This window comes from Synechocystis sp. PCC 7339 (assembly GCF_019924095.1).
Classification (GTDB): Bacteria; Cyanobacteriota; Cyanobacteriia; order Cyanobacteriales; family Microcystaceae; genus Synechocystis.
In genome coordinates this window covers 830,554-854,440 of the sequence record NZ_CP063659.1, presented here as the reverse complement: position 1 = coordinate 854,440, position 23,887 = coordinate 830,554, and the positions used below count along the sequence as shown (strand labels likewise).

The window sequence follows — 23,887 nt, the reverse complement described above, 5'->3', positions numbered from 1 at the left end:
TAGGGTAGGCTCAGAAATATCAAGTATGTTTCGCTGCAGTATGCATCTGAGTCAGTAACTTATGCGTCTCCCCATTTCATACCAGTTAACCGAAGGCTAACCACTGTTCAAGAAAATCTATCAAGATGCTTCTTTTATTAGGAGTGAGAAATGAGTTCCCAAATAGACTCAGCTTCTGAAGAATTCGTGGCAGGGCGTCCCTCTACTCAAGAGGCTCTTATAGATATCAGTTCAGGAAAATTGTCTAGCAATGACGATGATGTTGATTTGGTATACGATGCGTTACGCGCTATTCGCTCCCATCTCAAGATGGAAGTTGCCTTCATTTCTGAATTTGCTTTCGGCAAAAGATATTTCAGCTACGTAGATGCTATTTCAGAAAATCCACCAATCAGGGTTGTAAATTCTAATCCCCTTGAAGAAAGCTATTGTCAGCAGATCGTTAACGGGAGTCTCCCTGAGATGATCCCGCATGCCTGGCTAATTCCAGCGGCCATGAATTTTCCAGTCACAAAAGCCCTGCCAGTTAGAGCCCATATAAGTGTACCCATCCGGTTTAGCGGTGGACAGATCTATGGCACTTTCTGTTGCTTTAGCTCTAGGCCCGACCATTCCCTAGGCGAACGAGATTTGTTAATGATGCGCACCTTTGCCGATTTTGCATCAAGGCAGATTTAACGTCGGATTGTCAGTAAAATAGCTTGCAAAGAAAAGTTCGAGAGGGTTAGATTCGTCCTGGACACTTCAGCCTATAGAATCATTTATCAACCAATTTATAACTTTGAGGAAGAGCGAATCGTTGGGTTTGAGAGTTTGACCCGCTTTTCCCATTCACCGGCTCGCAGTCCGGATGTTTGGTTTGCTGAGGCTGAGGAAGTTGGTCTAGGCGAAGAGCTTGAAATGGCAGTCATCAAAAAAGCTATCCTTCCACTCCACCATCTACCCCAACACGCCTATGTTTCCCTCAACTTATCTCCAGATAATATTGCGAATGGGGCGATCGCCCCATTCCTTGAAAACGTGCCGCTTGATCGAATTGTTCTTGAAGTGACTGAGCATACCGCCATATCTGATTACACGAAGGTATTGTCGATGCTGGAGCCATTGCGCAGTAAGGGCTTACGTCTAGCCGTCGATGATGCCGGTTCTGGCTATGCCAGTTTTCGTCACACTCTTAAAATGCACCCTGATTTGATCAAGCTCGATACCCATCTGGTTCGGAATATTGATAGAGACCGTGAACTCAGGGCTTTAGCTAAAGCTCTGGTTAGCTTTGCCAGGGAAACAGGGGCCAAAGTGATCGCTGAGAGGGTTGAAACTCCAGAGGAATTGGATTCTTTGCGGGGCCTGCGGGTAAGCAATGCCCAAGGCTATTTCCTGGGGCGACCTATGGAGATGGAAGCGGCAATGAAACTTCTGTAGATGGGGGAATTTGTTGGTCTGCCAACAATTGGAGGTCACGGAGCAGTACCAAACGGATAGAACGGAGACTGGACAAACGTGGCCTAGCCCAATTATGGGAGGGCGCTCGATTTAACCTATTCGGCGAAGAGGTGGGGGTTGCCATAATTCCGCATCCAGATGTACGGGCGTAGAGGACTAATGACCTGCACTGGTGAGAACATTAGGATCAGGGATGTAGAGAAAAGCAAAGGTGGCAAAACTACTATCCGCGACAACCTAGATTTTTTGCTGAGGGTACCAGTGGCTTGCCTGTTTCAACAGAACCTCTGGGAATCTTCTATTCTGCTCTTGCTAACGTTTCCTCAATAATTCCAATAGATAAAATCGAGCTAACTTCTAACCCGAATACCCGAATAAATATTGGGGCACCTTCCGAAAAATCCGTGGTGACTTGTACTTAGCAGTGGGGCACTAACCCCAATGATCCAAAAGACGATCCAACTGGGATGTATCGATTAGACCATATTGCCAAAAAATGACTGGCAGATAGGAGGGCATGGCCTCGGTTTGTTTCAGTCCCCAGGCAATTTGCTCCGCTGACAGTGAAAATTCTTTTGTTAATAGTTGAATCAGATTTTTGGACACTACCATGGACTGCTCCTGGGGAAAGATTTAATTTTTGTTGATAACTCTAGTAACGACGGTCGGTGTGTCTTACCCTGATGGCGACCGCCTCGGGAGCGGAACTGGGCTGGAGTTGTTGGAGTAGGGCTAAACCTAGGACAAAGAAAGCGCAGACGGTAATTAACATACAATTCACTTTGTAAACTTATGTTAACAATCCTATCGGTTTCTCTCATAATCTGCAACGGGGTATTTACCGACCTTGGATAGCTCTTTTCTGGCCAGCAAAAAGCCAGACTGTGAAAAGGCCTGGCTGAAAAAGATTCTAAAAAGTCATTAAGTTAAGGTCTAATTTTTCCGAAGGCAGACCCAAGGGGAGTCCTAGAGAAAAGAAAAAATTGGTTTACCTATTTCTTTTTCTTATCTTGTTTGTCTTCGGCGGTTTTTTCCTTCATGCCATACTTACGCATAAAGCGGTCAACACGGCCTTCAGTGTCAATAATTTTCTGGGTACCGGTGTAGAAGGGGTGATTGCCGGACCAAATTTCTACGTTGATTTCTGGCTTGGTGGAACCAACGGTCATAATCACCTCTCCGTTACAGGTGACTTTGGCATCGGGATACCAGGTGGGATGAATGTCAGCTTTGGGCATGGTCAGTCCTAATAATTCCAATAGAGGGGTAAATCCAAATCTCCAATTAACGCTTGGAGTACTGGGGGGCTTTACGGGCTTTATGGAGACCGTATTTTTTCCGTTCTTTGGCTCGGGGATCCCGGGTAAGATAGCCTTCCGCTTTTAGGGGTTGACGATTTTCCGGGGAAAGTTGGCATAGGGCTCTGGCCACACCTAGTTTCACGGCGTCTGCTTGGCCGGTTAGGCCGCCACCATGAGCATTGACCAAAATGTTGTACTCCCCTTCCAGTCCCAGGGTTTCCAGGGGGGCTTTCAAGCTTTGGATGTAGTTGGCAATGCGATTGAAGTAAATTTCCCCAGGCTTACCGTTAACAATTACTTCCCCTTGACCGGGCACAAGGCGCACCCTGGCGATCGCCGCTTTACGACGGCCGGTGCCCCAATAGACGACTTTATTGCTGGAATCATTGACTTGCATTAGTTAGCTCCTGCAGGAATGGTGTTGATAACAAGGGTTTCGGGTTGTTGAGCCGCGTGGGGGTGGCTGGGGCCAGCGTAGACTTTCAGCTTAGTGAACAACTTACGGCCGAGGCTATTTTTGGGCAACATTCCCCGGATAGCACTTTCGACGATTCTTTCTGGCAAACGAACTTGGAGTTTTTCAAAGGTCTCCTCCTTCATCCCGCCGGGGCGGCCAGAATGTCGACGGTACAACTTTTGCTCCCGTTTTCTGCCGGTAACTTCTATTTTTTCCGCATTAATAATAATGACAAAATCACCGGTGTCCATGTGGGGGGTGAAGGTGGGCTTATTTTTACCCCGTAAAATGGTGGCCACTTCGGTCGCAAGACGGCCAAGGCGTTGACCCTCAGCATCAATTACGTACCATTTGTGGTCTAGGTTGTCGATGGTTGGTAATACAGTTTTGTTCATAGTTTTCAAAAATACCCCCGCTTAATAACGGGACATAATTATTTGCCTTGCTAATTTGGTTTGGCTAGCCGGTGAATTGCCACAGGGGTTGACTATCAAACCAAAGACAATCAGGCAAAGGAAAATTTTCATAACCGACCCGCAGTAGGCATAAACCTTTGGCGGGGGCCGCATATTTCACCAGATCTCGCCGCTGATTAACCCAAATATTATTGAAGTCAGTCAGACTGCGTTGTCCAGAGCCCACTTCCACCAGCAGACCCACTAGCAAGCGCACCATGCCGTAAAGAAAACCATTGGCTTGGATTTCTAGATAGACCATGGGGCCTCGACGGTAACAGTCAACCCCCTGCACTTCCACCCAGGAATGGGTCCGCGCTGACCCCGCTCGATGGAAAGCCGCTAGGTGATGTTTTCCTAGCAGTGGTTCCATGGCTGTCTGTATTGTCTTCTCCTCAAGAGGAAAACGATAGTAGTGCCAACTGAACTGATCGGTGAACAGATTAGGACATTGATCCGTATAGATGCTGTAACGATACCGTCGCCACAGGGCAGAAAAGCGGGCGTGCCAATGGTTATCAACCGCTGCTGACCCCCTAACTAAGATGTCCCGGGGCAGATGACCATTTAGAACTTTACTCCAACGGTGGGGAGGAATTTGTCCTACCGGGTCGTCAAAATGGGCCACCTGGGCCGCCGCATGGACTCCCGCGTCCGTTCTACCGGCGCCATGGAGAGTGACGGGCTGACCCACTACCTTGACGATCGCCAACTCCACTTCCTCCTGAATAGAAGAAAAATTAGGTTGACGTTGCCAGCCATGGAAACGGGTGCCCAGATATTGCATCACCAAGGCCACCCTTTGTTTACCAGCAGACGGAAAAGAAGACATCAATACAGCAAGACTAGTTAAACCAATTCAATCACAGCCATTTCCGCATTGTCACCCCGGCGACGCAGGGTTCTGATAATGCGGGTATACCCCCCATCTCTATCCTTATAGCGGCTGGGAGCATCCGCAAATAGAGCATGGACTGTGGGTTTGTCGTACATGTAACCTAGGGCCCGACGACGGGCAGCTAGGGAACCATCCTTAGCCAAGGTAATCATACGGTCTACCTCAGAACGCACCGCCTTAGCCCTAGCCTTAGTGGTTTTAATTTGTCCGTGGCGGATCAATTCTGTGGTCAAAGCCCGCAGGAGGGCCTTTCTTTGGTCAGCGGGCTTCCCCAACTGAGGCACTCGACATCTGTGTCGCATGGTAACTGAACTCCTAAAAAATTAACAACAGGGGGTTACCCCAAGGCCAGAAGCAGTAGTCAAACCCATTGAGCTTGTTAAGCTTTAGCCTTTTCGTGGGGCAGGGTAATACCCAAACGTTTTTGCAGTGCCTCAATCACCTCTTCCGCGGATTTGAGACCAAAATTCTTAATTTCTAGTAGATCTTCTTGGCTATATTCCAGTAGATCCGCCACGGAATTAATCTGGGCCCGCTTCAAGCAGTTATAGGCACGGACAGAAAGTTGTAACTCCTCAATGGGAATTTGACTTTCTGGGTTGACCTCATCCTGGTAATCGCTATGGGCTGCTTCCAGCTCATTGAGATCCTTAAGGGGGATGAAAAGATTGGCAATAATATCAGAAGCTTCAGATAAAGCTTCCCGAGGTTGAATACTGCCATTAGTCCAAATGTCTAAGATCAGTCGATCCTTAGGACTCATGCCATCAGCCCGAATATCTTCCACCGTGTAATTGACCTTGGTCACCGGCATAAACACCGAGTCAATCTGGAGAAAATCCAGGGATGAATTTTCGTCCTTACCCCTCTCGATAATCCGATAACCTACACCCCGCTCCACCCGGAATTCCATTTCCAGTTTGGCCCCCTCTGCCAAAGTAGCAATGTATTGGTTGGGATCAATAACCTCCACTTCTGAAGGCACCTCGAACTGGGCCGCCGTTACCGTCCCCGGACCGATCGCCGTTAGGCGGCCAATCTGGGGCTGATCAGTGTAACTTTTGAGCACAAGTTCCTTCATGTTCAGCATAATTTCCAGAACATCCTCCCGGACCCCTGGAATAGTGGCGAACTCATGGTTAACCCCGGCAATGCGGATAGCCGTTACCGCGGCCCCGGGTAAGTTGGACAACAACACCCGTCGCAAAGCATTTCCCACCGTCGTTCCCTGGCCCCGGTCTAAGGGTTCAAGGGAAAACTTACTGTACTGCTGTTGATTTTTTCTGGTGCTGGATTCCACACACTCAATTTGAAACTGCGCCACTAACGCGACCTCCCTTATATCTCCGTGTAAATAGCTTGACCGACGCTATCTCAGTCAGAGGAAATTACGATTTGCTCAAAAAAGCTGTTAGCAAAAAATCTAACTGTCCTAGACCCGACGGCGTTTGGGGGGACGACAACCATTGTGGGGGATGGGGGTAACATCCCTGATCAGGGTGATTTCTAAACCAGCTCCCTGGAGAGCCCGGATAGCGGTTTCCCGACCAGCGCCAGGTCCACTCACCATCACTTCCAATTGCCGCATGCCCTGTTCCATGGCCCGACGGGCAGCGGAGTCAGCGGCGGTTTGGGCAGCATAGGGAGTGCCTTTTTTGGCTCCTTTGAAACCGCTAGAACCAGCGGAAGCCCAGGAAATTACATCACCCCGAATGTCGGAAATGGTGACAATGGTGTTGTTGAAAGTAGATTGAATGTGGGCCACCCCGCTAGGGACATTCTTTTTTGCTTTTTTGGGCCCAGTTTTTCTGGTAGGACGCGCCATAATGATTGCTTGAAAGCTTCAATAAACAGGACAGAGATGGGGGGAAGATTATTTCTTCGCAGGGGTCTTTTTCTTGCCGGCAACGGTCAAGCGGCGGCCTCGACGGGTACGGGCATTGGTTCTAGTACGTTGTCCCCGCACTGGTAAGCCTTGGCGATGCCGACGACCACGATAGGTGCCGATGTCTCCAAGGCGTTTGATGTTCATGGCCTCCCAACGACGGAGATCCCCTTCGATCTCATAATTTTCGTCGATGTAGGTTCTTAACTTCAGCGCATCTTCATCACTGAGATCTTTAACTCGGACATCGGGGCTAACCCCGGTTGCGTCCAGAATTTCATGGGAGCGCGACAGACCAATACCGTACAGATAAGTGAGGGCGATTTCCACACGCTTATCCCGAGGCAGGTCAACACCAGCTATGCGTGCCACGTTGATTTTCCTCTAAATAAGTTCAATAAATTTATGGAGTAGGGTTTAAGACAAACCGGGATGGTAATCACTAGGGGAACTGCTAACCTTGACGCTGTTTATGCTTGGGGTTGGCGGAACAGATGACCATCACACGACCGCGCCGACGAATAACGCGGCACTTATCACACATTTTCTTAACGGAAGCTCTAACTTTCATGCCTGATTTTCTTTGGCAACACTGCAAGCTCTTAATTATAACAAGTTATCGTAGCCGTGTCATGGCAAATTTTAAATCAGCTTTCCCCAACGAGGGGAAGCATTTAATTTTTAGCCTTTGCCAACGTCAAATTAATGATTACTTTTTATTTTTAAGACGATAGGTTATGCGACCTTTGGTGAGGTCGTAGGGAGTTAATTCCACCTTGACCCGATCGCCGGGGAGAATTTTGATGTAGTTACGACGAATTTTGCCGGAGATGTGGGCCAAAACGTTGAAACCATTGTCAAGGTCGACCCTAAACATGGCATTGGGCAATGACTCCATCACCGTGCCTTCCATCTCAATTAAATCTTGTTTAGACAAGCGGTTAATGACCTCCTAAAAATAGAATGGAATAAAATATCGAAAAAAGCGCCATCGTCAATCATAACAAATCTAGGTTGCTCCATTGGCCAACCTATGCTTGCCTTAACATTTTGCCCCTAGGGTTTGACCAATTTTTCTAGGCTGGCGGCGATGACTTCCACTGGCTGATTACCATCGAGGGAGTAAAGTTTGCCCTGTTCCTGGTAGTAGGCGATGAGGGGAGCGGTTTGTTCTGTGTAAACCAACAACCGATTGCGAATGGTGGCTTCGTTATCGTCCGCCCGCCCCCTGGCCAACAGGCGTTCCACAATTACTTCATCGGGAACTTTTAGGTTAATGACCCAATGGGTACGGTGACCAATATTAACTAACAACTCATCGAGAAAAATTGCTTGGTTAACGTTACGGGGAAAACCATCCAAAATCCAGCCAGCTTTGGCATCTTTATAGCCCAACCGCTCCTCAATTAACCCCAGGATTAATTGGTCGGGCACCAGTTCCCCCCGATCCATATAATCCTTGGCCTGGTTACCCAACTCTGTGCCATCGGCGATCGCCTGACGCAACATGTCTCCAGTGGAAATATGGGGAATCGCAAGGGTGTCCGCCAAACCGACCGCCTGGGTCCCTTTACCAGAGCCAGGGGCCCCTAGAAAAATTAAACCTTTAGCCATGGCCATAGTCCGTAAAAACTCCAAAAAATTACTAATAAAAAGCGGTCAAGGAAATGTCTGCGCCAACTTCCCCCAACCGCACCATTTGTTTAACAATGTGACCAACAAATTTGCTCCATTGATGCACGATCCATCGTTACCAATTCGTTCCCATCAATACCCAAGGACACCCTAGGGCTGTTTGATCATCCCTTCATAACGCTGGGAAATGACATAGGTCTGGATCTGTTTTGCCGTATCAATGGCTACCCCGACCAGAATCAACAGGGATGTGGCCCCCAAACCCTGGAAGGTCGTCACCCCGGTGGCCTGCTCCACAAAAATGGGTAGAGTAGCCACAAAACTGAGAAAAATTGCCCCTAAAAAGGTGAGACGGTTAAGCACTCCCTCCAGATATTGTTCAGTCTTTTTCCCAGGGCGAATACCGGGAATACTAGAGCCCATCTTTTTTAGATTCTTTGACACGTCCTCTGGGTTGACAATCAGACTGGCGTAAAAATAACTGAAGAAGAAAATCATCACGGAATAAATCACAGTGTAGACCCAAGTACCAGGGCGTAAAGCGTTGGAAATTTGGATGAGAATTTCCCCAAACCCTCCTAAGCCTTCATTACCAGTGGCAAAACCAGCCAGGGAAGAGGGCAAAATCAGCACAGCGGAGGCAAAAATGATTGGCATTACCCCCCCTTGGTTCAAGCGCAGTGGCAAATAGCTAGTGCGTTCCCGATAGAGCTTTTTCCCTACCTGACGGCGGGCAGAAATAATCGGAATGCGCCTAGTACCTTCCTGTACAAACACGATTCCCACAATCATGACCAGGAAAACCAGCATCAACAGCACCACTGCAGTGATGGACTGCCGGCCTCCAGACTGGGCATACTCAATGGTTTGACCCAAGGTCTGGGGTAGGGTAGCCACAATGTTGACAAAAATCAACAAGGAAGCACCGTTACCAATACCCCTTTCTGTGATCAACTCCGAAATCCACATCACAAACATGGAGCCGGCGGTGATAGCTAAAACCGTTTGAAAAATAAATAAGGGACCATAGTTGTTGGCATAGGGGCGTAGTAAACCAATGGTTAAACCTAAACCTTGGATAATGCACCAGCCAAAGGCAATATAACGGCTGTATTGGGAAATTTTCCGCCGCCCTGCTTCCCCTTCATTTTTCTGCAAATCTTCCAGGGCCGGAATGGCCGCTGTTAGCAGTTGCATGATGATGGAAGCGTTAATGTAAGGCAAAATCCCCAGGGCAAAAATCCCCACGGTGGATAAACCGCCCCCGGTAAAAATATTCAAAAAACCAATAACAGAGTTATCGTTGATGGCCTGGCTAAAGGCCTGGCGATCAATGTCCGGTACCGGAATAAAAATTCCCACCCGGACTAAAATTAGTAGCCCAATAGTAATAAGCAGCCGACCCCGAAGGCCAGCCGCTTGGGCCATCTGCAGGAAAGTTTCCTGGGCAGAGGGGGCTTTGTCTCGACTTACGACCATTTATTTATACCTGAGTAAAAGTGCGAGGGATGAAGCAAAACAATGAATGAACCTATTATCTCCTTCTCCCCGTTAATGGGGAAGGATTTTGGTTACTATTGTTAGCCCTGCGCCACCACACTGCCACCGGCCGCTTCAATTTTGGCTTGGGCCGCTTTGCTACAGGGAGCATGGACGGTGAGAGCCACGGCTAATTCTCCGTTACCCAGGATTTTTAAAGGGCCGTCGTTACTAGTGACAATACCCGCTTCCATTAAGCTTTCTAGGGTGACCACGGTGTTGGGGGCTAGGCCGGCCAATTTACCGACGTTAACCACCGTAAAATGCTTAGGGTTGTAGAGGGGAAAGTGTTTTAATTTAGGCAGACGACGGTAGAGGGGCATTTGTCCCCCTTCAAAACCAGCTTTGGTACCGGTACCGGAACGGGATTTTTGACCCCGCATACCAAAACCACAGCTAGCGCCTTGCCCTGCCGCAATACCCCGGCCAACACGGCGACGGCGTTTTTTGGCACCGTCCTTGGGAGAGAGTTCGCTCAAATTCATGGCTAATATCAAAAATTAAGTTCACAGGAGATGGAATTTTCACCTACCAAAGGCTTAGAACCTTGGGCTTACGTGTAGAGATGCTCCACGGCAACTCCCCGCTCTTCCGCCACTTCCGAGAAAGTGCGCAGGGTTTCCAGGGCGTTGATGGCAGCCCGAGCATTGTTGAGAGGATTATTGGAGCCTAGTTGTTTAGCCAGGATATTCTTAACTCCGGCTAGTTCTAGCACAGTACGAACAGCACCACCGGCAATTACCCCGGTACCAGGGGCGGCAGGACGAACCACTACTTTGGCTCCCCCGGAAACCCCATTGGTGATATGGGTAATGGAATTGGACTTGGTCAGGGGCACTTCAATCAGTTGTTTTTTGCCATCGGCCACCCCCTTACGGACGGCTCCGATTACGTCCCCAGCTTTACCCACTCCCACGCCGACCTGGCCAGTTTCGTTACCGACTACCACGATCGCCCGGAAGCTGAGTTTTTTACCGCCTTTGACCACCTTACTGACCCGACGGATTTGGATAACCCGTTCCTGCCAGTTGGTGTCTTCTTTTTTTTCTCGGCTGGTTTTACGACGCTTTGCCATAGTAATTTCCTTGGATGTTAATGGGTTTGGTTAACGTTGTTAGAAATCGAGACCGGCTTCCCTGGCCGCCTCCGCCAGAGCTTTTACCCGTCCGTGATACAACTTACCACCCCGGTCAAAAACTACTTGGTTAATGCCTTTGGCGATCGCCCGTTGGGCTACCAATTTGCCCACCTCTGCGGAAGCATCCTGGGTGGCGCTGGAACTGAGGGACTTTTTCAAATCGGGGTCGAGGGTGGAGGCCGCCGCAAGGGTGTGTTGGGCCACGTCATCGATCACCTGGGCGTAGATGTGGTCATTGGACCGAAAAACCGCCAAACGGGGCCGCTCGCTGGTACCAGATAGATGGCGACGCAGACGATGGTGACGACGTTGGGTGGCAGATTTACGAGTACTTTTCATGGTTTATTTTTTCCCTGTCTTACCAGCTTTACGACGGACATATTCACCTTGGTAGCGGATACCTTTACCCTTGTAGGGTTCCGGTGGCCGCACAGCCCGGATTTTGGCCGCTGTATTACCCAAGAGTTCCTTGTCAATACCGGAGACAATTACCTGGGTGTTATTTTCAACTTTGACCTCAATGCCTTCGGGCATGGTCATTTCCACGGGCTTGCTATAGCCGACATTCAGAGTCAACTTATTGCCCTGGGCCTGGGCTCGATAGCCCACCCCTTGGATCTCCAGGCGACGCTCAAAGCCTTGGGCTACCCCATCCACCATATTGGCAACGAGGGTACGTACCAAGCCATGACGTTCCCGGGCAGTGCGGGACTCATCCTGACGAGTGACGGTGATGGTTTCCCCCTCCAGGGCCACAATTACCTTTTCCGGCAAATGTCTTTCCAGGGAACCCCTGGGACCTTTCACACTCAGATGGGTGCCTTGAATATCTACGCTGACCTTCGCTGGGATGGGAATGGGGCGTTTTCCGATACGGGACATAGGATTAATTCTGTAAAGTTAAGTTTAAGTAGTAATGCAATAGTAGCCTTCGACCAGGACTACCAAATGTAACAAAGGATTTCGCCCCCAATGCCCTGGCGACGGGCTTCCCTGTCGGTCATAATGCCGTGGGAGGTGGAAACAATGGCGATGCCAATGCCGCCCAACACCCGAGGAATTTTTTTAGAAGGGGCATAGACCCTTAAACCAGGCTTACTGACCCGCTGGAGGGTATTGATTAGGGGCTGACGGGTCTTACCTTTATACTTCAGAGTGAGTACTAAAGTCCGGTTAATGCCTTCGCCGGTTTCAGCATAGTCTTCGATGAATCCTTCGCTTTTGAGCACCTTGGCAATGCTCAAGGTCATTTTAGTGGTGGGCACCTGGGTAGTGCTATGTCTCACCGCACAGGCATTGCGGATGCGGGTGAGCATATCGGAAATTGTGTCTGTTGAAGCCATTATTCCTGCTGGTAGATTCTCCTAATGGATGATGATTCAGGTGGATTGATGGAAACTTGTTACTGATCAATCACCCTGAGCCGCGACTAAATTAACTTCTAAAGGGCATGCCCAGAGCTTTGAGCAATGCACGGCCTTCTTCGTCGGTTTGGGCGCTGGTAATGATGGAAACGTCCATGCCCCGAATTTGATCGATAGTGTCGTAATCAATTTCGGGAAAAATCAGTTGTTCGCGAATGCCTAAGCTGTAGTTACCCCGGCCATCAAAGCTGTTGGGGCTGATGCCACGGAAGTCCCGAATACGGGGCAAAGCTAAGTTAATTAAGCGATCCAAAAAGGCATACATCCGCTCGGAACGGAGGGTAACCATCACCCCCACCGGCATACCTTCCCGGATTTTAAAACCGGCGATCGCCTTGCGGGCCCTGGTCACTACCGGCTTTTGCCCTGTAATGGTGGCCAACTCCGCCAGGGAAGACTCCAAAGCTTTGGCATTTTGGGAAGCTTCCCCTAATCCCCGGTTGACAGTAACCTTGATCAATTTGGGAACTTGGTGGATATTTTTATAGCCAAACTCCTCCTGTAACTTAGGAAGAACGGTCTCTTGGTAAAGGGTTTTAAGTCGTTGAGTCATGGTATTTACAGGGTCTCTGGGCTTGGTCAGAGAATAAATGAACCGGGCACATCAAGCTGAAGTCTGGGGTCTGCCAGGAGGCAACGGCGCCAGCCTTTAGTCGATGATTTCTCCCGTCTTTTTCAGCATGCGCACCTTACGACCATCGTCAGTGACGGTGTAGCAAATGCGGCTGGCAATTTTTTCCTTCGTGGAATAGAGCATCACCTTAGAGCTATGGATGGGAGCTTCATAGCTACTGATTTGCCCCGATTCCCCTTCCTGGCGGGGCTTGACGTGCTTGGTGCGGATATTAACCCCTTTGACCACCACTTGACTTTGGCTCGGAATGGTTTGCAGGACTTCCCCCACTTTGCCCTTATCCTTGCCAGAAATTACTTGGATGGTGTCGCCTTTTTTGACGTGCATCTTCACCCGGTGGGGAGCTTGTTTGGTTTTAGTCATTTAGAGCACCTCCGGAGCCAAAGAAACAATCTTGGTAAAGTTTTTGTCCCGCAGTTCCCGGGCCACGGGGCCAAATACCCTGGTACCCCGGGGATTACCTTCGGCATTGATAATCACAGCGGCATTGTCGTCAAAGCGGATACTCATGCCACTGGCTCGGCGCAGGGGCTGCTTGGTTCGGACAATCACCGCCCGTACCACATCGGACTTTTTGATCGGCATGTTGGGTAGGGCATCCTTCACCACGGCAATAATTTGGTCGCCAATACCACCATAGGTGCAGTTCCCCGTGCCCAGAACCCGCAGACACATGAGCTTACGAGCCCCACTGTTGTCCGCGACATTGAGATAGGTTTGTTGTTGAATCACGGCGTTTTCCTAAAAAAATCAGACTAGGATGAATGGCTCATAATGTTGATTACTTGCCAGCGCTTGGTTTTGCTCAGGGGGCGGGTTTCTTGGATGCGAACCTTGTCCCCTTCTTGGCACTGGTTTTCTTCGTCGTGAGCCTTAAATTTCTTGGTTTTGACGACAATCTTGCCGTACTTGGGGTGGGGAGAACGGCTTTCCACAGCAACAACCACGGTTTTATCCATTTTGTTACTGACCACAATACCCACACGTTCTTTAATCGCCATGGTGTTTCTATTCCTCCTCGGAAGGACTGTTCTCAAGTTGTCGTTCCCTTTCCACCGTTAATAGTTGGGCTAAGCGATGGCGGGCATGTTTAAATTCATGGGGATTTTCGGGACGACGGGTAGCCTGTTGAAACCGGAGTTGGAATAATCTTTGCTTGGTAGCGAGGATTTCCGTAGCCAGTTCTTCGTCGCCGAGTTTCCTTGCGTCCGCAATGTTGGGAAGAGCCATGTTAAATGTAATCCTCCTGACGGGTAATAAATTTAGTCTTAATGGGCAACTTCTGGGCGGCGAGGCGCATGGCTTCCCGAGCCACTTCCTCTGATACTCCAGCCAATTCAAACATGACGCGGCCGGGCTTAACCACCGCTACCCAATATTCTGGGGAACCTTTACCGGAACCCATCCGAGTTTCAGCGGGACGCATGGTGACGGGTTTGTCGGGAAAAATACGGATCCAAATCTTCCCACCCCGACGGATGTAACGGGTCATGGCTCGACGGGCGGCTTCGATTTGCCGGGAGGTGATCCAACAGGGTTCGGTGGCCTGGAGGGCGAACTCACCGAAGTTGAGGGTACTGCCCCGCTCCGCTAGACCCCGCATCCTGCCCCGTTGCTGTTTACGGAATTTTGTTCTTCTAGGACTTAACATAGTGCGTTAACGAATAGGCGTTAATGAGTGGCGATCGCCAAAGGGATGGCGCTTAACCGTCCTGGGAACGGTCATCGAACTGTTGCCGACGGGATTTACGACGGGGTTGGCTGGGGGGAGCAACGATGGTAGCTTCCTGTCCAGGAATAACTTCCCCTTTAAAAATCCAGACTTTAATACCTAAAATGCCGTAGGTGGTCAGGGCAGTGCGGTAGGCGTAATCAATATCCGCCCGCAGAGTATGGAGAGGCACCCGGCCTTCCCGCACCCATTCCGTCCGGGCAATTTCTGCCCCGTTGAGACGACCGCTAACCTGAATTTTGATGCCTTTAACTTCGGCCCGTTCCGCCCGTTGTAGGGCTTGGCGCACGACGCGCCGGAAGGAAACCCGACGTTCTAACTGTTGACCGATGTACTCAGCCATTAGAGCAGCATCAGCATCGGCATTGGGTACTTCGATAACATTGACTCGAATCTGGCGGGCTGAACCCAGCAGTTTTTGTAAACCTTCCCGTAGTTGTTCGATACCAGAGCCTCCCCGACCCACCACAACCCCAGGGCGAGCGGTGTGGATGCCCAACTCAATCTGTTCAGCTTTACGCTCAATGCGGATATCGGAAATACCGGCATTGTTGAGGGTCTTCTCAATATATTGGCGAATTTTATGGTCTTCCTGTAAAAGCTCCGGGTAGCGCTTGGGATCGGCATACCAACAGGATTTGTGGTCTTTGGTAATACCGAGGCGGAAGCCAACTGGATGTATTTTTTGTCCCATGTTTTGTATGCGTGACGTGAACAGCGATGTTAGTTATCTGCCAAGGCCGGGGCAACGGCAACGGTAATGTGGCAAGTAGGCTTGCGAATTTGGTAGGCACGGCCCTGGGCTCGGGGACGAAAACGTCGCAAACTGGGGCCACCGTCGGCGAAGGCCTGGCTAACAACTAGATCTGCAGGTTCCAAACCTTCGTTATGCTCAGCGTTGGCCACGGCGGAACGCAGTACTTTGAGCACTGGTTCGCAGGCTTTATAGGGCATAAATTCCAGAATTATCAGAGCTTCTCGATAAGAGCGCCCCCGGATTTGATCCAGCACCCGGCGCACTTTTAGAGGAGACATCCGCACGTAACGGGCGATCGCCTTGACCTCGGCCGTCGTATCAAGTTTTGTCATACTGCTTACCTCTGGTTACTTACGCGCTTTTTTATCGCTTTTAGAATGACTGCGGAAGGTGCGAGTCGGCGCAAATTCCCCCAACTTATGGCCCACCATTTGCTCGGAAACAAACACTGGCACATGCTGGCGACCGTTGTGAACGGCGATGGTATGGCCCACCATCTGGGGAAGAATTGTCGAAGCCCGGGACCAGGTTTTAACCACCTGCTTATCCCCCTTGTCATTGAGCTTGTCAATTTTGCGGAGCAGGGAAGCAGCCACAAAAGGACCTTTTTTCAGTGAACGACCCATAGTTCAGTTCCAACGAATAAAAACAAAAATAATTATTTGGTGCGGCGACGGACAATCAGAGCGCTGCTGCGCTTCTTCTTGTTGCGGGTTTTAGCCCCCAGAGCCGGTTTACCCCAGGGGGATACAGGACCGGAACGACCGATGGGCGCCCGGCCTTCCCCACCACCATGGGGGTGGTCACAGGGGTTCATCACACTCCCCCGGACATGGGGACGACGACCAAGGTGACGTTTACGACCGGCTTTACCAAGTTTGAGGTTACGGAATTCGGCATTGCTCACCCTACCAAGGGTCGCCACACATTCCTTCCGAACCATGCGCACTTCCTTAGAAGGCAGTTTAATGGTCACATAGTCTCCTTCCTTAGCCACCACCTGGGCAAAAGCCCCAGCGGAGCGCACCATTTGGCCACCCCGACCGGCTACCAATTCCACATTGTGGACTTCACTACCCAGGGGAATGCGACTCAGGGGTAAGGTATTGCCCACTTCAAAGGGGGCTTCTTCCCCCGCGATGACAGTCATGCCGACCTGTAGTCCAGCGGGGGCAAGAATATAACGCTTTTCCCCATCGGTGTAGAACAAGAGGGCGATGCGGGCGTTTCGGTTGGGATCGTATTCAATCGCCGCCACCCGGGCCGGAATGTTTTGTTTATTGCGTTTGAAGTCGATAATCCGGTAAAGACGCTTGTGCCCTCCCCCCCGGTGACGACTGGTGATCACCCCGCGGTTATTGCGACCTTTATGGTCGTGGCGGTTGGTAGTTAATGACTTTTCCGGCGTACTTTTAGTAATTTCAGTGAAATCGGAGACACTTGCCTGCCGAGTTCCTGGTGTCATTGGCCGATAATTGCGAATACCCATGGGTTTAGATAACAGTTAATGCAGTGGTGGTCTAAACGTGGCTTACACGTCGGGGAACAATTGGATGCTATCGCCTTCTTTGAGGGTGACAACGGCCCGTTTTACTTGGGCTTTAAAACCCATGAAACGACCCACCCGTTTTTGTTTGCGGGGCATACGCGCCGTATTAACGCCAGTTACTTTGACGTCAAAAAGTAGCTCGATCGCCGCCTTAATTTCCGGCTTGGTGGCTTCGGGGCGCACGTCAAAGACATATTTATTGTCTTCGAGTTGTAGGGTGGCCTTTTCCGTCACAATCGGCTTAATAATCAAGTCCGCCAAACGACGCTGGTCAATTACCTTACTCACCGTAAACCTCCTGGATTTTCTCGAGGGCAGTGGCGGTGGCCACAATGGTGTCTGCAACGAGGATGTCGTAGATATTGAGGTTATCTGCCCGTAAAATTTTCAAATAGGGAATGTTGCGCCCAGAAAAAAATACATTTTCTGAAATTTCATCGAGGATTAACAATACCCGTTTTTCTGGTTTAGCACCCCAACGAGTCAATGCCGTGGCCAACTCTTTCGTCTTGGGTTGGCTGAACTGATCGCTAAATTCTTCCACTACCACTATATGCTCCGCTCGGGAGGCGATCGCCGTTCTCAGGGCCAAACGCCGTTCCTTGCGGTTCATTTTTTGGCTATAATCCCGGGGTTTGGGACCAAAGATTACCCCACCACCCCGCCAGAGGGGAGAACGGATCGAACCCGCCCGGGCCCGACCAGTGCCTTTCTGTTTCCAGGGTTTGCGGCCGCCCCCCCGAACTTCCGCTCGGGTTTTGGCAGAAGCATTGCCTTGGCGGGCATTATTTTGTTGTCGCACCAGGGCCCGGTGAACAATGTGGGCCGCATTTTCTTCCTTAGCAACCTTGAGGGTCAAGGAGGCATTACCTACCTCCTCTCCCTGCCAGTTTTTTACAATACAATCAACCATAGTTTTGTTCCTTCAGCAGTGACGGATAGAAAAGGCAACCTAGCCCCGACCAACGGTTTTAGCAGGGGTGATGTTCAAAAGAGTGCCGGGCTTACCGGGCAGAGCCCCTTTGATGATCAGCAAGTTCCGTTCCGCATCCACTCGCACCACCGTTAAACGGCGCACCGTAACCTGGGAAGCACCATACTGACCAGCCATTCTTTTACCGGGATAGACCCGACCAGGGGTAGTACCAGCCCCAGTAGAACCGGGCAAGCGGTGGTTTTTAGAACCGTGGGTCATGTTACCCCGACGGAAATTGTGGCGCTTTTGGTAACCGGCAAAACCGCGACCCATACTTTGGCCAGCCACATCTACCAGGTCCCCAGCTCGGAAAATGTCCGCTGTGACCGCGTCCCCGGCCTGCAAACTGGGAGCTTCCGTCAAACGGTACTCCTTCAAGTGACGCATGGGGTCAGTGTTGGATTTTTTCAGATGGCCCAATTCAGGCTTGGACAAGGCTTTTTCTTTAACCGGCAAAAAACCCACCTGTACGGCATTGTAGCCATCGGTGTCTTGGGTCTTAACTTGGGTAACGGGACAGGGCCCGGCTTGCACTACCGTCACGGGGATGGAAATGCCGCTTTCTTGATCAAATATCTGGGTCATGCCCAGCTTGGTTCCTAAAATACCGATAGACACGGTCAACCCTCTGCACTAAATAATTAATGTGAATAAACAAACAAGAAACACCCCGGACATAAAGCACAGACCCCAGGAGAATGCCTTTGGTCAACGGCTTTGAGCCCGATAAATAACTGATTTAGTTACGTCGATGGAGCGTTTCAATCAAGCTTGGCTTGAGAGACCACCTTGTGTCCTAGCGGTAGGGAGAGTTAGTCCTACATGGGTTCAGAAGGCGGATAACCCTAATTCCTGGTCAGACTTAGAAACCCTATGGCATTCCAGTATCTGCAGGGGGTCTTCAAAAATAGCAGTTTAACGTTTTGATATTATCTCGATCTAATATCCAGTTTTGACCGCGACTAACCATCATAGCCATAAAGGGAACCCCCGTCAAATTAATTTTCCTGGCAGGGCATCTCCTCGGAGGTGCAAGAACAAATATTCTTTCGCTGACGCGCAAATTTCGTTAAAATGGTACTGTGTTAAATTTTGTTAAATGGAGATATTCCTGTATGGCTACGATCAATATCGGCATTCCTGAAGCGGATCGCGTCAAAATTGCCGAGTCCCTGAAAAAACTGTTGGCCGATACCTACACCCTTTATCTACAGACCCATAACTTCCATTGGAACGTTACTGGCCCCCAATTCCGCGACTTACACCTCATGTTTGAGGAACAGTACAATGAGTTGGCTCTGGCAGTGGATGACATTGCGGAGCGTATCCGCAGTTTGGATGTTTTTGCCCCCGGTACCTATAAAGAATTTGGCAAGCTGAGTTCTGTTCAAGAAGTGGATGGCATCCCCACCAGCAAAGAAATGGTCGACATTTTGACCAAGGGTCACGAAACCATTGTCCAGTCCTGTCGGGATGTGCTCAAGTTTTCCCAACCTGCTGATGATGAATCCACCATTGCCTTGGCTTCAGACCGGATGCGAGTCCATGAAAAGACGGCTTGGATGTTACGGGCCATGAACAAATAGACTTCAGTTTTACCTATTCCTGGCTGAAACTTTACTAGAATTTCGCCCTGGGCAATTCTCCTAGGTAGCGGGATAGGTAGGGAGAAAAAATTTCATAAATTAGGGTTAGGGGTTTACGGTCATGCCAAAAAAGGTAATGACGACCCCAAAAAGGCCCTTCCTGATCAAAAGCATCGGCTAAGGCACGGTTGTGGCCACAGTATATTGCCTGGATGTCTCGATATAACTCGGTATGTAAGCGGGAAAGGCTGTCCCAGATGGGTAAATTGCGATTTTGCAAATATTCGTCCACATGGCTGGCATCCCACCAGGAAACAGCGTAGGCTAGCCTTTGGCCAGATTGGGTTCTCAGCCACACCTGGCGTCGCAGATGAGGACTGGGTACAGTGTTAATTTGGGGGGGGGCGCCGTCATCCCTGGGACCCACCGGGGCCATGTGAATCACATCTACCTCTGTCTTCTCTCCAGTGAGTAGTTGCAGGTGCCTGGTGGGGGAACCGTCCCCAAGGATGAGGATTTGCCATGGGGGAGGCAGGATGCTGTGGGGTAGACCATGCCTAATGTCGTGTTGATCCCCCTGCCAGAGTAGGTCCAGTGAATGCCAAGCAAGGGAAGGGGAAACGGCCGGAGAAAGGTTCAAGGGGAACTGCCTGTGCGTTACAAAACTTTACATTTTCGTGACTTTTTTGATGATAACAAACTCACGCTACGGCGGTGGGCTTTCTGGATTCTGGCGATCGCCGTTTTTGTTGGGATTATTACCGGGTCATGGTTAACATCTCCAGGGGGATCGGTGGGGCTGGGACAAGCGCTTCCACCTAGGGGGATCTACGCATTGCGGTGATCAGTGACCTCAACAGCGTCTATGGTTCCACCAACTATGAACCGGAAGTCCCCAAGGCGTTGCAACTCATTCCCAGTTTGCAACCAGATCTTGTCCTTTGTAGTGGAGATATGGTGGCGGGGCAGAGTCCCAAATTAACCAATGCCCAAATTCAAGCGATGTGGGACGCCTTTGACGGGGTGGTGGCCCAACCCCTGCGGCAAGCCAGAATTCCCTTTGGTTTTACCTTGGGCAACCACGATGCTTCCGGTGCCCTGGATCAAAATCGTCGTTTTCGTTTCCAAAATGAACGGGAGTTGGCGGCTCGTTATTGGCGTAACCCAGCCCATGATCCAGGCATAACTTTCCTGGATAAAAGTGATTTTCCTTTTTACTACACTTTTAGTCAAAATGGTGTTTTTTTTCTGGTGTGGGATGGGTCAACCCACCGGATTCCCCCGGAAAAATTGTCTTGGGTGGAAATGGCCCTGGCCAGTGCCCCGGCTCGGCAAGCTAAGTTAAGACTGGCGATCGGACATTTACCCCTCTATGGCGTGGCGGAAGGTCGCAATAAGCCGGGGGAGGTGATGGCCAATGCTGAGCAGTTAAGGGGTTTGTTGGAAAAGTACCAAGTCCATACCTATATCAGCGGTCACCAACACGCTTACTATCCTGGCCGGCGGGGTAATTTAGAGTTACTGCACACTGGTATTTTGGGGGCAGGCCCCAGAGCTTTAATTGGCCAAGAACGGCGATCGCCAAAGACGTTAACCATTTTAGATTTCACTTTCGGTCAACTGGATCAAGTGCAGTACACCACCTACGATATGAAGGATTTGAGCCCTGTGGGACTGGAATCTTTACCCCGGTTTCTGTTGGGCCATAATGGACGGGTAATCCGTCGAGACCTGAGGGAAGCAAATTTGACCCCAGCGGAACAGCAGGCCTGTGGAGCAAGTTTGGGCTCAGCCCTATGCAATGTTAGGTGAGCAACTGACTAGTTGGGATGGTTAGTTATCAATGGCCAGTTAAAACTACCATGGGGATTTGTCCCCAGACTTGCCAATTTTTTTTCAGACCATGGCTGTAGTTACCCCAAACAATCTCCCCCCCCTCAACAAAGACACCTTCTGGGCCATCATCAACCAAGAAATCAGTGATGAGGTGGTCAACGCTCTACTTGCCTACTATCTCGGTTATCGATTCGACGGCGATCGCCAACGGTGGGAACTAGAAGAAGTGGAGTCAAGCTGGGCCCAGGAGTATCCCGAACCGCCCAATTTCATCGAAAATCGCCCCCCTACAGTTAAACTGACCCGGTCTATTCCCCCGGAAAATAAACAATTGCTCAAGGAACAATTGGGTTTTACTGGTTATAAAATTGGCGAGTTTACCCCCCGCCACACCCGCAGAGCTACAGCAGTTAATTGGTTGCTCAGTTACATGGCTATCCACAAGCTCCCATTGCATTGACAAAGAAATGGGCCAGGGAGACTCACTCAACCCCCCAGCCCCCTATTCTCCCTGATCAAACCATTGAAAACTGGGATATCTACCAGCCCTTTTCTGCTTGGTCAAGCACGTAGGTCGCCACATCTTCCATGTCGCTGTCACTGATGCGACCCTTAAAGCCGGGCATAGCTCCATTACCATTGGTAATTTGGGCAACAATTGCGGCCACGGAGTTCTTGCCATTGGCTTCCAAATCAGCCATTTTCAAAGTTTTGCTGGGGTTGATGGAATTGAGACCCCCATTGTGGCAAGCGGCACAGTTACCGGCAAAAATAGCTTTACCATGGGCCAGGTCAGCGGCGAAGGCTGTGTTACCCAGGGAAAAAATCCCCCCTAAGAAAATCAGACAGGGGAGGGCAATGCCCAAAAAAATTCGGCTAGCTTGGTTAAATAATTTAAACATTAGTTCTCCTTTCAAAGATACAGTCTTCAAGACGCGAAGGTATTATGGGAGGGGAACATGGCAAAGTCAAAAGACAATCTGTCAAAGTTACGGCCAGGCTAAAATTGACTAGGTTTATGGAGGGGCCATGGCAGTCCCATTCCTAGCCCACCGATTTTTATAATTTCCCCAGCTTTTACGATGGTTTCATGGTGCCGATGGCGATCGCCAAGACGTTGGTTTCTGTTTGCGTGTCTGGGACTGTTGCTCAGTGGGTTAATCAGTTGCCAGGGTAAGCAACCCCAGAGCATGGAGGGGGAAGTCAGCTTTTGGACCATGCAACTACAACCAAAATTTAACCAGTATTTTGACGAATTAATTGGTACCTTTGAACGAAAAAATCCACCGGAGCAGGTAAGTTGGGTGGATATTCCCTGGAATGCCATGGAGAGCAAAATTCTCACCGCTGTCTCGGCTAACACAGCCCCCGACGTAGTTAACCTCAACCCCACTTTTGCTTCTTTATTAGCCAGTAAAAATGCCTGGCTCAATTTGGAACAGGAGGTGAGCCCCGAAGTTAAGGCCCGCTATCTGCCTAGTATTTGGCAAGCCAACAGTCTTAGGGAAGGGGAGGTGTTTGGTTTCCCCTGGTACCTCACCACCCGCATCACCATCTATAACCAGGACCTACTACGACAGGCGGGGTTGTCCGCTCCTCCAGCCACCTTTGCAGAGTTAGCGGTGGCCGCCAAAGCAATTCGAGAAACCACCGGCAAGTATGGTTTTTTCATCACTTTTTCCCCCTCCGATTCCGCCGAAGCCCTAGAAAGCCTAGTGCAAATGGGAGTCAGGCTGGTGGACGATGACGGCCGAGCCGCCTTTAACAGTCCCGCCGGCAAAATGGCCTTTCAATATTGGGTGGATTTGTATCAGCAGGGACTACTGCCACCGGAAGTTTTAACCGAAGGACATCGTCGGGCCGGGGACCTTTATCAGTCCGGGGCGATCGCCTTTTTATCAGCGGGGCCAGAACTATTAGCTAGTTTGGAGAAAAATGCCCCCAGCATTGCGAAAGTTTCTGCCGCAGCGCCCCAAATTGTCGGGGAAACCGGGAAAAGAAATGTGGCAGTGATGAATCTAGTCATTCCCCGGAGCACCAAAAATCCCACTGGAGCAATTAAATTTGCCGAATTTGTGACCAATACTGATAACCAATTTGCCTTCATCAAAGAAGCCAACGTCTTACCCTCTACCATTGGTGCTGTTGATAAATATCGACAGCAGTTGGCACAAATCAGTAACGCCAGTTCCTTGGAAAATGCCCGCCGGGTAGCATTGGAACAATTGCCTACTGCAGAAGTGTTAATTCCTCCCATGGCCAACCTTAATCAACTTAAGCGCATCATCTACGAAAATCTTGGGGCCGCCATGGTGGGCAACAAAACCGTAGACCAGGCCCTACAGGATGCAGAACAAGTCTGGAATGACAATTTGAAAGGCTAAACAAAAGTAGTTGTAGTTACAGTCAAGCTTTTCTCATAGCCCAGCCGTTGTCTTTATCCAACCCTTTCGTCGATGGAGATGGACAGAAACAAGCACAACTTACAGCAGACCCATTGCCAAAGGCATTGCTAAAAATCTTCACCCCCCTAGGGCAACTGTTAGCTCTGAACAGTTTTCACGTTGCCTTTAGCATTTAAACTGACAGGCAGTTTTGCTCCCTGGAGTCAAAACCCATCTCCACCATTCACCTAGCGATCG

At 50.0% G+C, this 23,887-nt stretch carries 40 protein-coding genes; 7 read left to right on the top strand and 33 right to left on the bottom strand.

The annotated features are described in order from the left end of the window. Positions 1 to 150 precede the first annotated feature (150 nt). Complete coding sequence (locus IQE94_RS03985) at positions 151 to 678, top strand: GAF domain-containing protein (RefSeq protein ID WP_212716288.1); 528 nt, start codon at positions 151 to 153, stop codon at positions 676 to 678. Positions 679 to 684: 6 nt separating this feature from the next. After that, positions 685 to 1,422: an EAL domain-containing protein gene (locus IQE94_RS03980; RefSeq protein ID WP_212722219.1), complete on the top strand. Its 738-nt coding sequence runs from the start codon at positions 685 to 687 to the stop codon at positions 1,420 to 1,422. 453 nt (positions 1,423 to 1,875) lie between these two features. Here IQE94_RS03980 and IQE94_RS03975 read toward each other — a convergent pair whose 3' ends face one another. The 31 genes from IQE94_RS03975 to rplC all read right to left on the bottom strand — a co-directional run bounded on the left by IQE94_RS03975 (position 1,876) and on the right by rplC (position 18,441). Next, positions 1,876 to 2,055, bottom strand: a complete 180-nt coding sequence (locus tag IQE94_RS03975) for a DUF2949 domain-containing protein (RefSeq protein WP_194015455.1) — start codon at positions 2,053 to 2,055, stop codon at positions 1,876 to 1,878. Positions 2,056 to 2,435: 380 nt separating this feature from the next. Further along, positions 2,436 to 2,681, bottom strand: coding sequence for a 50S ribosomal protein L31 (rpmE, locus tag IQE94_RS03970; RefSeq protein WP_190596091.1), 246 nt, complete (start codon positions 2,679 to 2,681; stop codon positions 2,436 to 2,438). Between the two features lie 46 nt (positions 2,682 to 2,727). After that, the gene (gene rpsI, locus IQE94_RS03965) at positions 2,728 to 3,141 is read right to left on the bottom strand and encodes a 30S ribosomal protein S9 (RefSeq protein WP_212716286.1); all 414 of its coding nucleotides are present in this window, start codon (positions 3,139 to 3,141) and stop codon (positions 2,728 to 2,730) included. Beyond that, a complete protein-coding gene (rplM, locus tag IQE94_RS03960) occupies positions 3,141 to 3,596 on the bottom strand; it encodes a 50S ribosomal protein L13 (RefSeq protein ID WP_194015453.1) in 456 nt (151 codons plus the stop codon). The genes rpsI and rplM overlap by 1 nt, the downstream gene beginning before the upstream one ends. A 64-nt stretch (positions 3,597 to 3,660) precedes the next feature. Next, entirely contained in the window at positions 3,661 to 4,488 is an 828-nt protein-coding gene (truA, locus tag IQE94_RS03955; RefSeq protein WP_212716283.1) for a tRNA pseudouridine(38-40) synthase TruA, read from the bottom strand. Positions 4,489 to 4,505: 17 nt separating this feature from the next. Then, positions 4,506 to 4,856: a 50S ribosomal protein L17 gene (rplQ, locus tag IQE94_RS03950; RefSeq protein ID WP_010871954.1), complete on the bottom strand. Its 351-nt coding sequence runs from the start codon at positions 4,854 to 4,856 to the stop codon at positions 4,506 to 4,508. A gap of 77 nt (positions 4,857 to 4,933) precedes the next feature. Continuing rightward, the gene (locus IQE94_RS03945) at positions 4,934 to 5,878 is read right to left on the bottom strand and encodes a DNA-directed RNA polymerase subunit alpha (RefSeq protein ID WP_190596096.1); all 945 of its coding nucleotides are present in this window, start codon (positions 5,876 to 5,878) and stop codon (positions 4,934 to 4,936) included. Between the two features lie 108 nt (positions 5,879 to 5,986). Further along, entirely contained in the window at positions 5,987 to 6,379 is a 393-nt protein-coding gene (gene rpsK / locus IQE94_RS03940) for a 30S ribosomal protein S11 (RefSeq protein ID WP_010871956.1), read from the bottom strand. A gap of 48 nt (positions 6,380 to 6,427) precedes the next feature. After that, entirely contained in the window at positions 6,428 to 6,811 is a 384-nt protein-coding gene (gene rpsM / locus IQE94_RS03935) for a 30S ribosomal protein S13 (RefSeq protein WP_010871957.1), read from the bottom strand. A gap of 82 nt (positions 6,812 to 6,893) precedes the next feature. Then, positions 6,894 to 7,010, bottom strand: a complete 117-nt coding sequence (rpmJ, locus tag IQE94_RS03930; protein WP_010871958.1) for a 50S ribosomal protein L36 — start codon at positions 7,008 to 7,010, stop codon at positions 6,894 to 6,896. Between the two features lie 138 nt (positions 7,011 to 7,148). After that, positions 7,149 to 7,376, bottom strand: a complete 228-nt coding sequence (gene infA / locus IQE94_RS03925; protein WP_010871959.1) for a translation initiation factor IF-1 — start codon at positions 7,374 to 7,376, stop codon at positions 7,149 to 7,151. A gap of 119 nt (positions 7,377 to 7,495) precedes the next feature. Beyond that, on the bottom strand, positions 7,496 to 8,059 hold the full coding sequence (locus tag IQE94_RS03920; RefSeq protein ID WP_370630504.1) for an adenylate kinase: 564 nt from the start codon (positions 8,057 to 8,059) through the stop codon (positions 7,496 to 7,498). Between the two features lie 165 nt (positions 8,060 to 8,224). Further along, positions 8,225 to 9,553 (bottom strand): preprotein translocase subunit SecY, encoded by a 1,329-nt coding sequence (gene secY, locus IQE94_RS03915; RefSeq protein WP_212716280.1) that lies wholly within the window; start codon positions 9,551 to 9,553, stop codon positions 8,225 to 8,227. A gap of 101 nt (positions 9,554 to 9,654) precedes the next feature. After that, the gene (gene rplO / locus IQE94_RS03910) at positions 9,655 to 10,098 is read right to left on the bottom strand and encodes a 50S ribosomal protein L15 (protein WP_212716279.1); all 444 of its coding nucleotides are present in this window, start codon (positions 10,096 to 10,098) and stop codon (positions 9,655 to 9,657) included. A 68-nt stretch (positions 10,099 to 10,166) separates the two neighbouring features. Beyond that, the gene (rpsE, locus tag IQE94_RS03905; protein WP_190596106.1) at positions 10,167 to 10,688 is read right to left on the bottom strand and encodes a 30S ribosomal protein S5; all 522 of its coding nucleotides are present in this window, start codon (positions 10,686 to 10,688) and stop codon (positions 10,167 to 10,169) included. Positions 10,689 to 10,727: 39 nt separating this feature from the next. After that, positions 10,728 to 11,090, bottom strand: coding sequence for a 50S ribosomal protein L18 (gene rplR / locus IQE94_RS03900; protein ID WP_212716278.1), 363 nt, complete (start codon positions 11,088 to 11,090; stop codon positions 10,728 to 10,730). Positions 11,091 to 11,093: 3 nt separating this feature from the next. Continuing rightward, the gene (gene rplF, locus IQE94_RS03895; RefSeq protein ID WP_194015444.1) at positions 11,094 to 11,633 is read right to left on the bottom strand and encodes a 50S ribosomal protein L6; all 540 of its coding nucleotides are present in this window, start codon (positions 11,631 to 11,633) and stop codon (positions 11,094 to 11,096) included. Between the two features lie 59 nt (positions 11,634 to 11,692). Beyond that, on the bottom strand, positions 11,693 to 12,094 hold the full coding sequence (gene rpsH / locus IQE94_RS03890; protein WP_194015442.1) for a 30S ribosomal protein S8: 402 nt from the start codon (positions 12,092 to 12,094) through the stop codon (positions 11,693 to 11,695). A 91-nt stretch (positions 12,095 to 12,185) separates the two neighbouring features. Beyond that, positions 12,186 to 12,728, bottom strand: coding sequence for a 50S ribosomal protein L5 (gene rplE / locus IQE94_RS03885; RefSeq protein ID WP_212716277.1), 543 nt, complete (start codon positions 12,726 to 12,728; stop codon positions 12,186 to 12,188). 96 nt (positions 12,729 to 12,824) lie between these two features. Continuing rightward, the gene (rplX, locus tag IQE94_RS03880) at positions 12,825 to 13,172 is read right to left on the bottom strand and encodes a 50S ribosomal protein L24 (RefSeq protein WP_190596115.1); all 348 of its coding nucleotides are present in this window, start codon (positions 13,170 to 13,172) and stop codon (positions 12,825 to 12,827) included. Beyond that, entirely contained in the window at positions 13,173 to 13,541 is a 369-nt protein-coding gene (gene rplN, locus IQE94_RS03875; protein WP_010871969.1) for a 50S ribosomal protein L14, read from the bottom strand. Between the two features lie 23 nt (positions 13,542 to 13,564). Continuing rightward, positions 13,565 to 13,810: a 30S ribosomal protein S17 gene (gene rpsQ, locus IQE94_RS03870; RefSeq protein ID WP_010871970.1), complete on the bottom strand. Its 246-nt coding sequence runs from the start codon at positions 13,808 to 13,810 to the stop codon at positions 13,565 to 13,567. 7 nt (positions 13,811 to 13,817) lie between these two features. After that, a complete protein-coding gene (gene rpmC / locus IQE94_RS03865; RefSeq protein ID WP_194015440.1) occupies positions 13,818 to 14,039 on the bottom strand; it encodes a 50S ribosomal protein L29 in 222 nt (73 codons plus the stop codon). Between the two features lies 1 nt (position 14,040). Next, positions 14,041 to 14,460: a 50S ribosomal protein L16 gene (gene rplP, locus IQE94_RS03860; RefSeq protein WP_212716276.1), complete on the bottom strand. Its 420-nt coding sequence runs from the start codon at positions 14,458 to 14,460 to the stop codon at positions 14,041 to 14,043. A gap of 52 nt (positions 14,461 to 14,512) precedes the next feature. Further along, positions 14,513 to 15,235 (bottom strand): 30S ribosomal protein S3, encoded by a 723-nt coding sequence (rpsC, locus tag IQE94_RS03855; protein WP_028947554.1) that lies wholly within the window; start codon positions 15,233 to 15,235, stop codon positions 14,513 to 14,515. A gap of 29 nt (positions 15,236 to 15,264) precedes the next feature. Then, entirely contained in the window at positions 15,265 to 15,630 is a 366-nt protein-coding gene (gene rplV / locus IQE94_RS03850) for a 50S ribosomal protein L22 (protein ID WP_010871974.1), read from the bottom strand. A 15-nt stretch (positions 15,631 to 15,645) separates the two neighbouring features. Further along, positions 15,646 to 15,924: a 30S ribosomal protein S19 gene (gene rpsS / locus IQE94_RS03845; protein WP_010871975.1), complete on the bottom strand. Its 279-nt coding sequence runs from the start codon at positions 15,922 to 15,924 to the stop codon at positions 15,646 to 15,648. A gap of 32 nt (positions 15,925 to 15,956) precedes the next feature. Further along, entirely contained in the window at positions 15,957 to 16,787 is an 831-nt protein-coding gene (rplB, locus tag IQE94_RS03840) for a 50S ribosomal protein L2 (RefSeq protein ID WP_212716275.1), read from the bottom strand. Positions 16,788 to 16,829: 42 nt separating this feature from the next. Next, positions 16,830 to 17,135, bottom strand: coding sequence for a 50S ribosomal protein L23 (locus IQE94_RS03835; RefSeq protein WP_028947551.1), 306 nt, complete (start codon positions 17,133 to 17,135; stop codon positions 16,830 to 16,832). Further along, entirely contained in the window at positions 17,128 to 17,760 is a 633-nt protein-coding gene (gene rplD / locus IQE94_RS03830) for a 50S ribosomal protein L4 (protein WP_212716274.1), read from the bottom strand. The genes IQE94_RS03835 and rplD overlap by 8 nt, the downstream gene beginning before the upstream one ends. Positions 17,761 to 17,799: 39 nt before the next feature. Continuing rightward, complete coding sequence (rplC, locus tag IQE94_RS03825; RefSeq protein ID WP_212716273.1) at positions 17,800 to 18,441, bottom strand: 50S ribosomal protein L3; 642 nt, start codon at positions 18,439 to 18,441, stop codon at positions 17,800 to 17,802. A 497-nt stretch (positions 18,442 to 18,938) separates the two neighbouring features. Here rplC and IQE94_RS03820 point away from each other — a divergent pair, with 497 nt between their 5' ends. Continuing rightward, positions 18,939 to 19,409, top strand: coding sequence for a Dps family protein (locus tag IQE94_RS03820; protein WP_194015433.1), 471 nt, complete (start codon positions 18,939 to 18,941; stop codon positions 19,407 to 19,409). Between the two features lie 34 nt (positions 19,410 to 19,443). On the opposite strand, the gene IQE94_RS03815 is transcribed toward IQE94_RS03820, so the two are convergent. Further along, positions 19,444 to 20,049, bottom strand: a complete 606-nt coding sequence (locus IQE94_RS03815) for a chorismate lyase (protein ID WP_212716271.1) — start codon at positions 20,047 to 20,049, stop codon at positions 19,444 to 19,446. Positions 20,050 to 20,061: 12 nt separating this feature from the next. Here IQE94_RS03815 and IQE94_RS03810 point away from each other — a divergent pair, with 12 nt between their 5' ends. From IQE94_RS03810 to IQE94_RS03800, 3 genes are all read left to right on the top strand, one after another. Next, entirely contained in the window at positions 20,062 to 20,253 is a 192-nt protein-coding gene (locus tag IQE94_RS03810; RefSeq protein ID WP_223342757.1) for a hypothetical protein, read from the top strand. Beyond that, positions 20,250 to 21,221: a metallophosphoesterase gene (locus tag IQE94_RS03805; RefSeq protein WP_223342756.1), complete on the top strand. Its 972-nt coding sequence runs from the start codon at positions 20,250 to 20,252 to the stop codon at positions 21,219 to 21,221. Before IQE94_RS03810 ends, IQE94_RS03805 begins: the two co-directional genes overlap by 4 nt. 91 nt (positions 21,222 to 21,312) lie before the next feature. Next, entirely contained in the window at positions 21,313 to 21,705 is a 393-nt protein-coding gene (locus tag IQE94_RS03800) for a DUF1823 family protein (RefSeq protein ID WP_212716266.1), read from the top strand. Positions 21,706 to 21,784: 79 nt separating this feature from the next. On the opposite strand, the gene IQE94_RS03795 is transcribed toward IQE94_RS03800, so the two are convergent. Further along, on the bottom strand, positions 21,785 to 22,147 hold the full coding sequence (locus IQE94_RS03795) for a c-type cytochrome (RefSeq protein WP_212716264.1): 363 nt from the start codon (positions 22,145 to 22,147) through the stop codon (positions 21,785 to 21,787). A gap of 180 nt (positions 22,148 to 22,327) precedes the next feature. On the opposite strand from IQE94_RS03795, the gene IQE94_RS03790 reads away from it, so the two are divergent. Then, on the top strand, positions 22,328 to 23,629 hold the full coding sequence (locus IQE94_RS03790) for a sugar ABC transporter substrate-binding protein (RefSeq protein ID WP_212716262.1): 1,302 nt from the start codon (positions 22,328 to 22,330) through the stop codon (positions 23,627 to 23,629). Positions 23,630 to 23,887 lie beyond the last annotated feature (258 nt).

Coding starts and splice junctions, on each gene's coding strand:
- rpmE (WP_190596091.1), bottom strand. CDS start 2,681: ATGCCCAAAGCTGACATTCATCCCACCTGGTATCCCGATGCCAAAGTC.
- IQE94_RS03920 (WP_370630504.1), bottom strand. CDS start 8,059: ATGGCCATGGCTAAAGGTTTAATTTTTCTAGGGGCCCCTGGCTCTGGT.
- rplX (WP_190596115.1), bottom strand. CDS start 13,172: ATGACTAAAACCAAACAAGCTCCCCACCGGGTGAAGATGCACGTCAAA.
- rpsH (WP_194015442.1), bottom strand. CDS start 12,094: ATGGCTTCAACAGACACAATTTCCGATATGCTCACCCGCATCCGCAAT.
- rpsI (WP_212716286.1), bottom strand. CDS start 3,141: ATGCAAGTCAATGATTCCAGCAATAAAGTCGTCTATTGGGGCACCGGC.
- rpsQ (WP_010871970.1), bottom strand. CDS start 13,810: ATGGCGATTAAAGAACGTGTGGGTATTGTGGTCAGTAACAAAATGGAT.
- IQE94_RS03790 (WP_212716262.1), top strand. CDS start 22,328: ATGGTTTCATGGTGCCGATGGCGATCGCCAAGACGTTGGTTTCTGTTT.
- rplB (WP_212716275.1), bottom strand. CDS start 16,787: ATGGGTATTCGCAATTATCGGCCAATGACACCAGGAACTCGGCAGGCA.
- rplP (WP_212716276.1), bottom strand. CDS start 14,460: ATGTTAAGTCCTAGAAGAACAAAATTCCGTAAACAGCAACGGGGCAGG.
- rplR (WP_212716278.1), bottom strand. CDS start 11,090: ATGAAAAGTACTCGTAAATCTGCCACCCAACGTCGTCACCATCGTCTG.
- rpmC (WP_194015440.1), bottom strand. CDS start 14,039: ATGGCTCTTCCCAACATTGCGGACGCAAGGAAACTCGGCGACGAAGAA.
- IQE94_RS03795 (WP_212716264.1), bottom strand. CDS start 22,147: ATGTTTAAATTATTTAACCAAGCTAGCCGAATTTTTTTGGGCATTGCC.
- IQE94_RS03975 (WP_194015455.1), bottom strand. CDS start 2,055: ATGGTAGTGTCCAAAAATCTGATTCAACTATTAACAAAAGAATTTTCA.
- IQE94_RS03985 (WP_212716288.1), top strand. CDS start 151: ATGAGTTCCCAAATAGACTCAGCTTCTGAAGAATTCGTGGCAGGGCGT.
- rplM (WP_194015453.1), bottom strand. CDS start 3,596: ATGAACAAAACTGTATTACCAACCATCGACAACCTAGACCACAAATGG.
- rplD (WP_212716274.1), bottom strand. CDS start 17,760: ATGGTTGATTGTATTGTAAAAAACTGGCAGGGAGAGGAGGTAGGTAAT.
- rplF (WP_194015444.1), bottom strand. CDS start 11,633: ATGTCCCGTATCGGAAAACGCCCCATTCCCATCCCAGCGAAGGTCAGC.
- IQE94_RS03800 (WP_212716266.1), top strand. CDS start 21,313: ATGGCTGTAGTTACCCCAAACAATCTCCCCCCCCTCAACAAAGACACC.
- rplE (WP_212716277.1), bottom strand. CDS start 12,728: ATGACTCAACGACTTAAAACCCTTTACCAAGAGACCGTTCTTCCTAAG.
- rpmJ (WP_010871958.1), bottom strand. CDS start 7,010: ATGAAAGTTAGAGCTTCCGTTAAGAAAATGTGTGATAAGTGCCGCGTT.
- IQE94_RS03820 (WP_194015433.1), top strand. CDS start 18,939: ATGGCTACGATCAATATCGGCATTCCTGAAGCGGATCGCGTCAAAATT.
- rpsK (WP_010871956.1), bottom strand. CDS start 6,379: ATGGCGCGTCCTACCAGAAAAACTGGGCCCAAAAAAGCAAAAAAGAAT.
- rplO (WP_212716279.1), bottom strand. CDS start 10,098: ATGAATTTGAGCGAACTCTCTCCCAAGGACGGTGCCAAAAAACGCCGT.
- rpsC (WP_028947554.1), bottom strand. CDS start 15,235: ATGGGACAAAAAATACATCCAGTTGGCTTCCGCCTCGGTATTACCAAA.
- rplV (WP_010871974.1), bottom strand. CDS start 15,630: ATGACAAAACTTGATACGACGGCCGAGGTCAAGGCGATCGCCCGTTAC.
- rpsE (WP_190596106.1), bottom strand. CDS start 10,688: ATGGCAAAGCGTCGTAAAACCAGCCGAGAAAAAAAAGAAGACACCAAC.
- truA (WP_212716283.1), bottom strand. CDS start 4,488: ATGTCTTCTTTTCCGTCTGCTGGTAAACAAAGGGTGGCCTTGGTGATG.
- rpsS (WP_010871975.1), bottom strand. CDS start 15,924: ATGGGTCGTTCACTGAAAAAAGGTCCTTTTGTGGCTGCTTCCCTGCTC.
- rplQ (WP_010871954.1), bottom strand. CDS start 4,856: ATGCGACACAGATGTCGAGTGCCTCAGTTGGGGAAGCCCGCTGACCAA.
- secY (WP_212716280.1), bottom strand. CDS start 9,553: ATGGTCGTAAGTCGAGACAAAGCCCCCTCTGCCCAGGAAACTTTCCTG.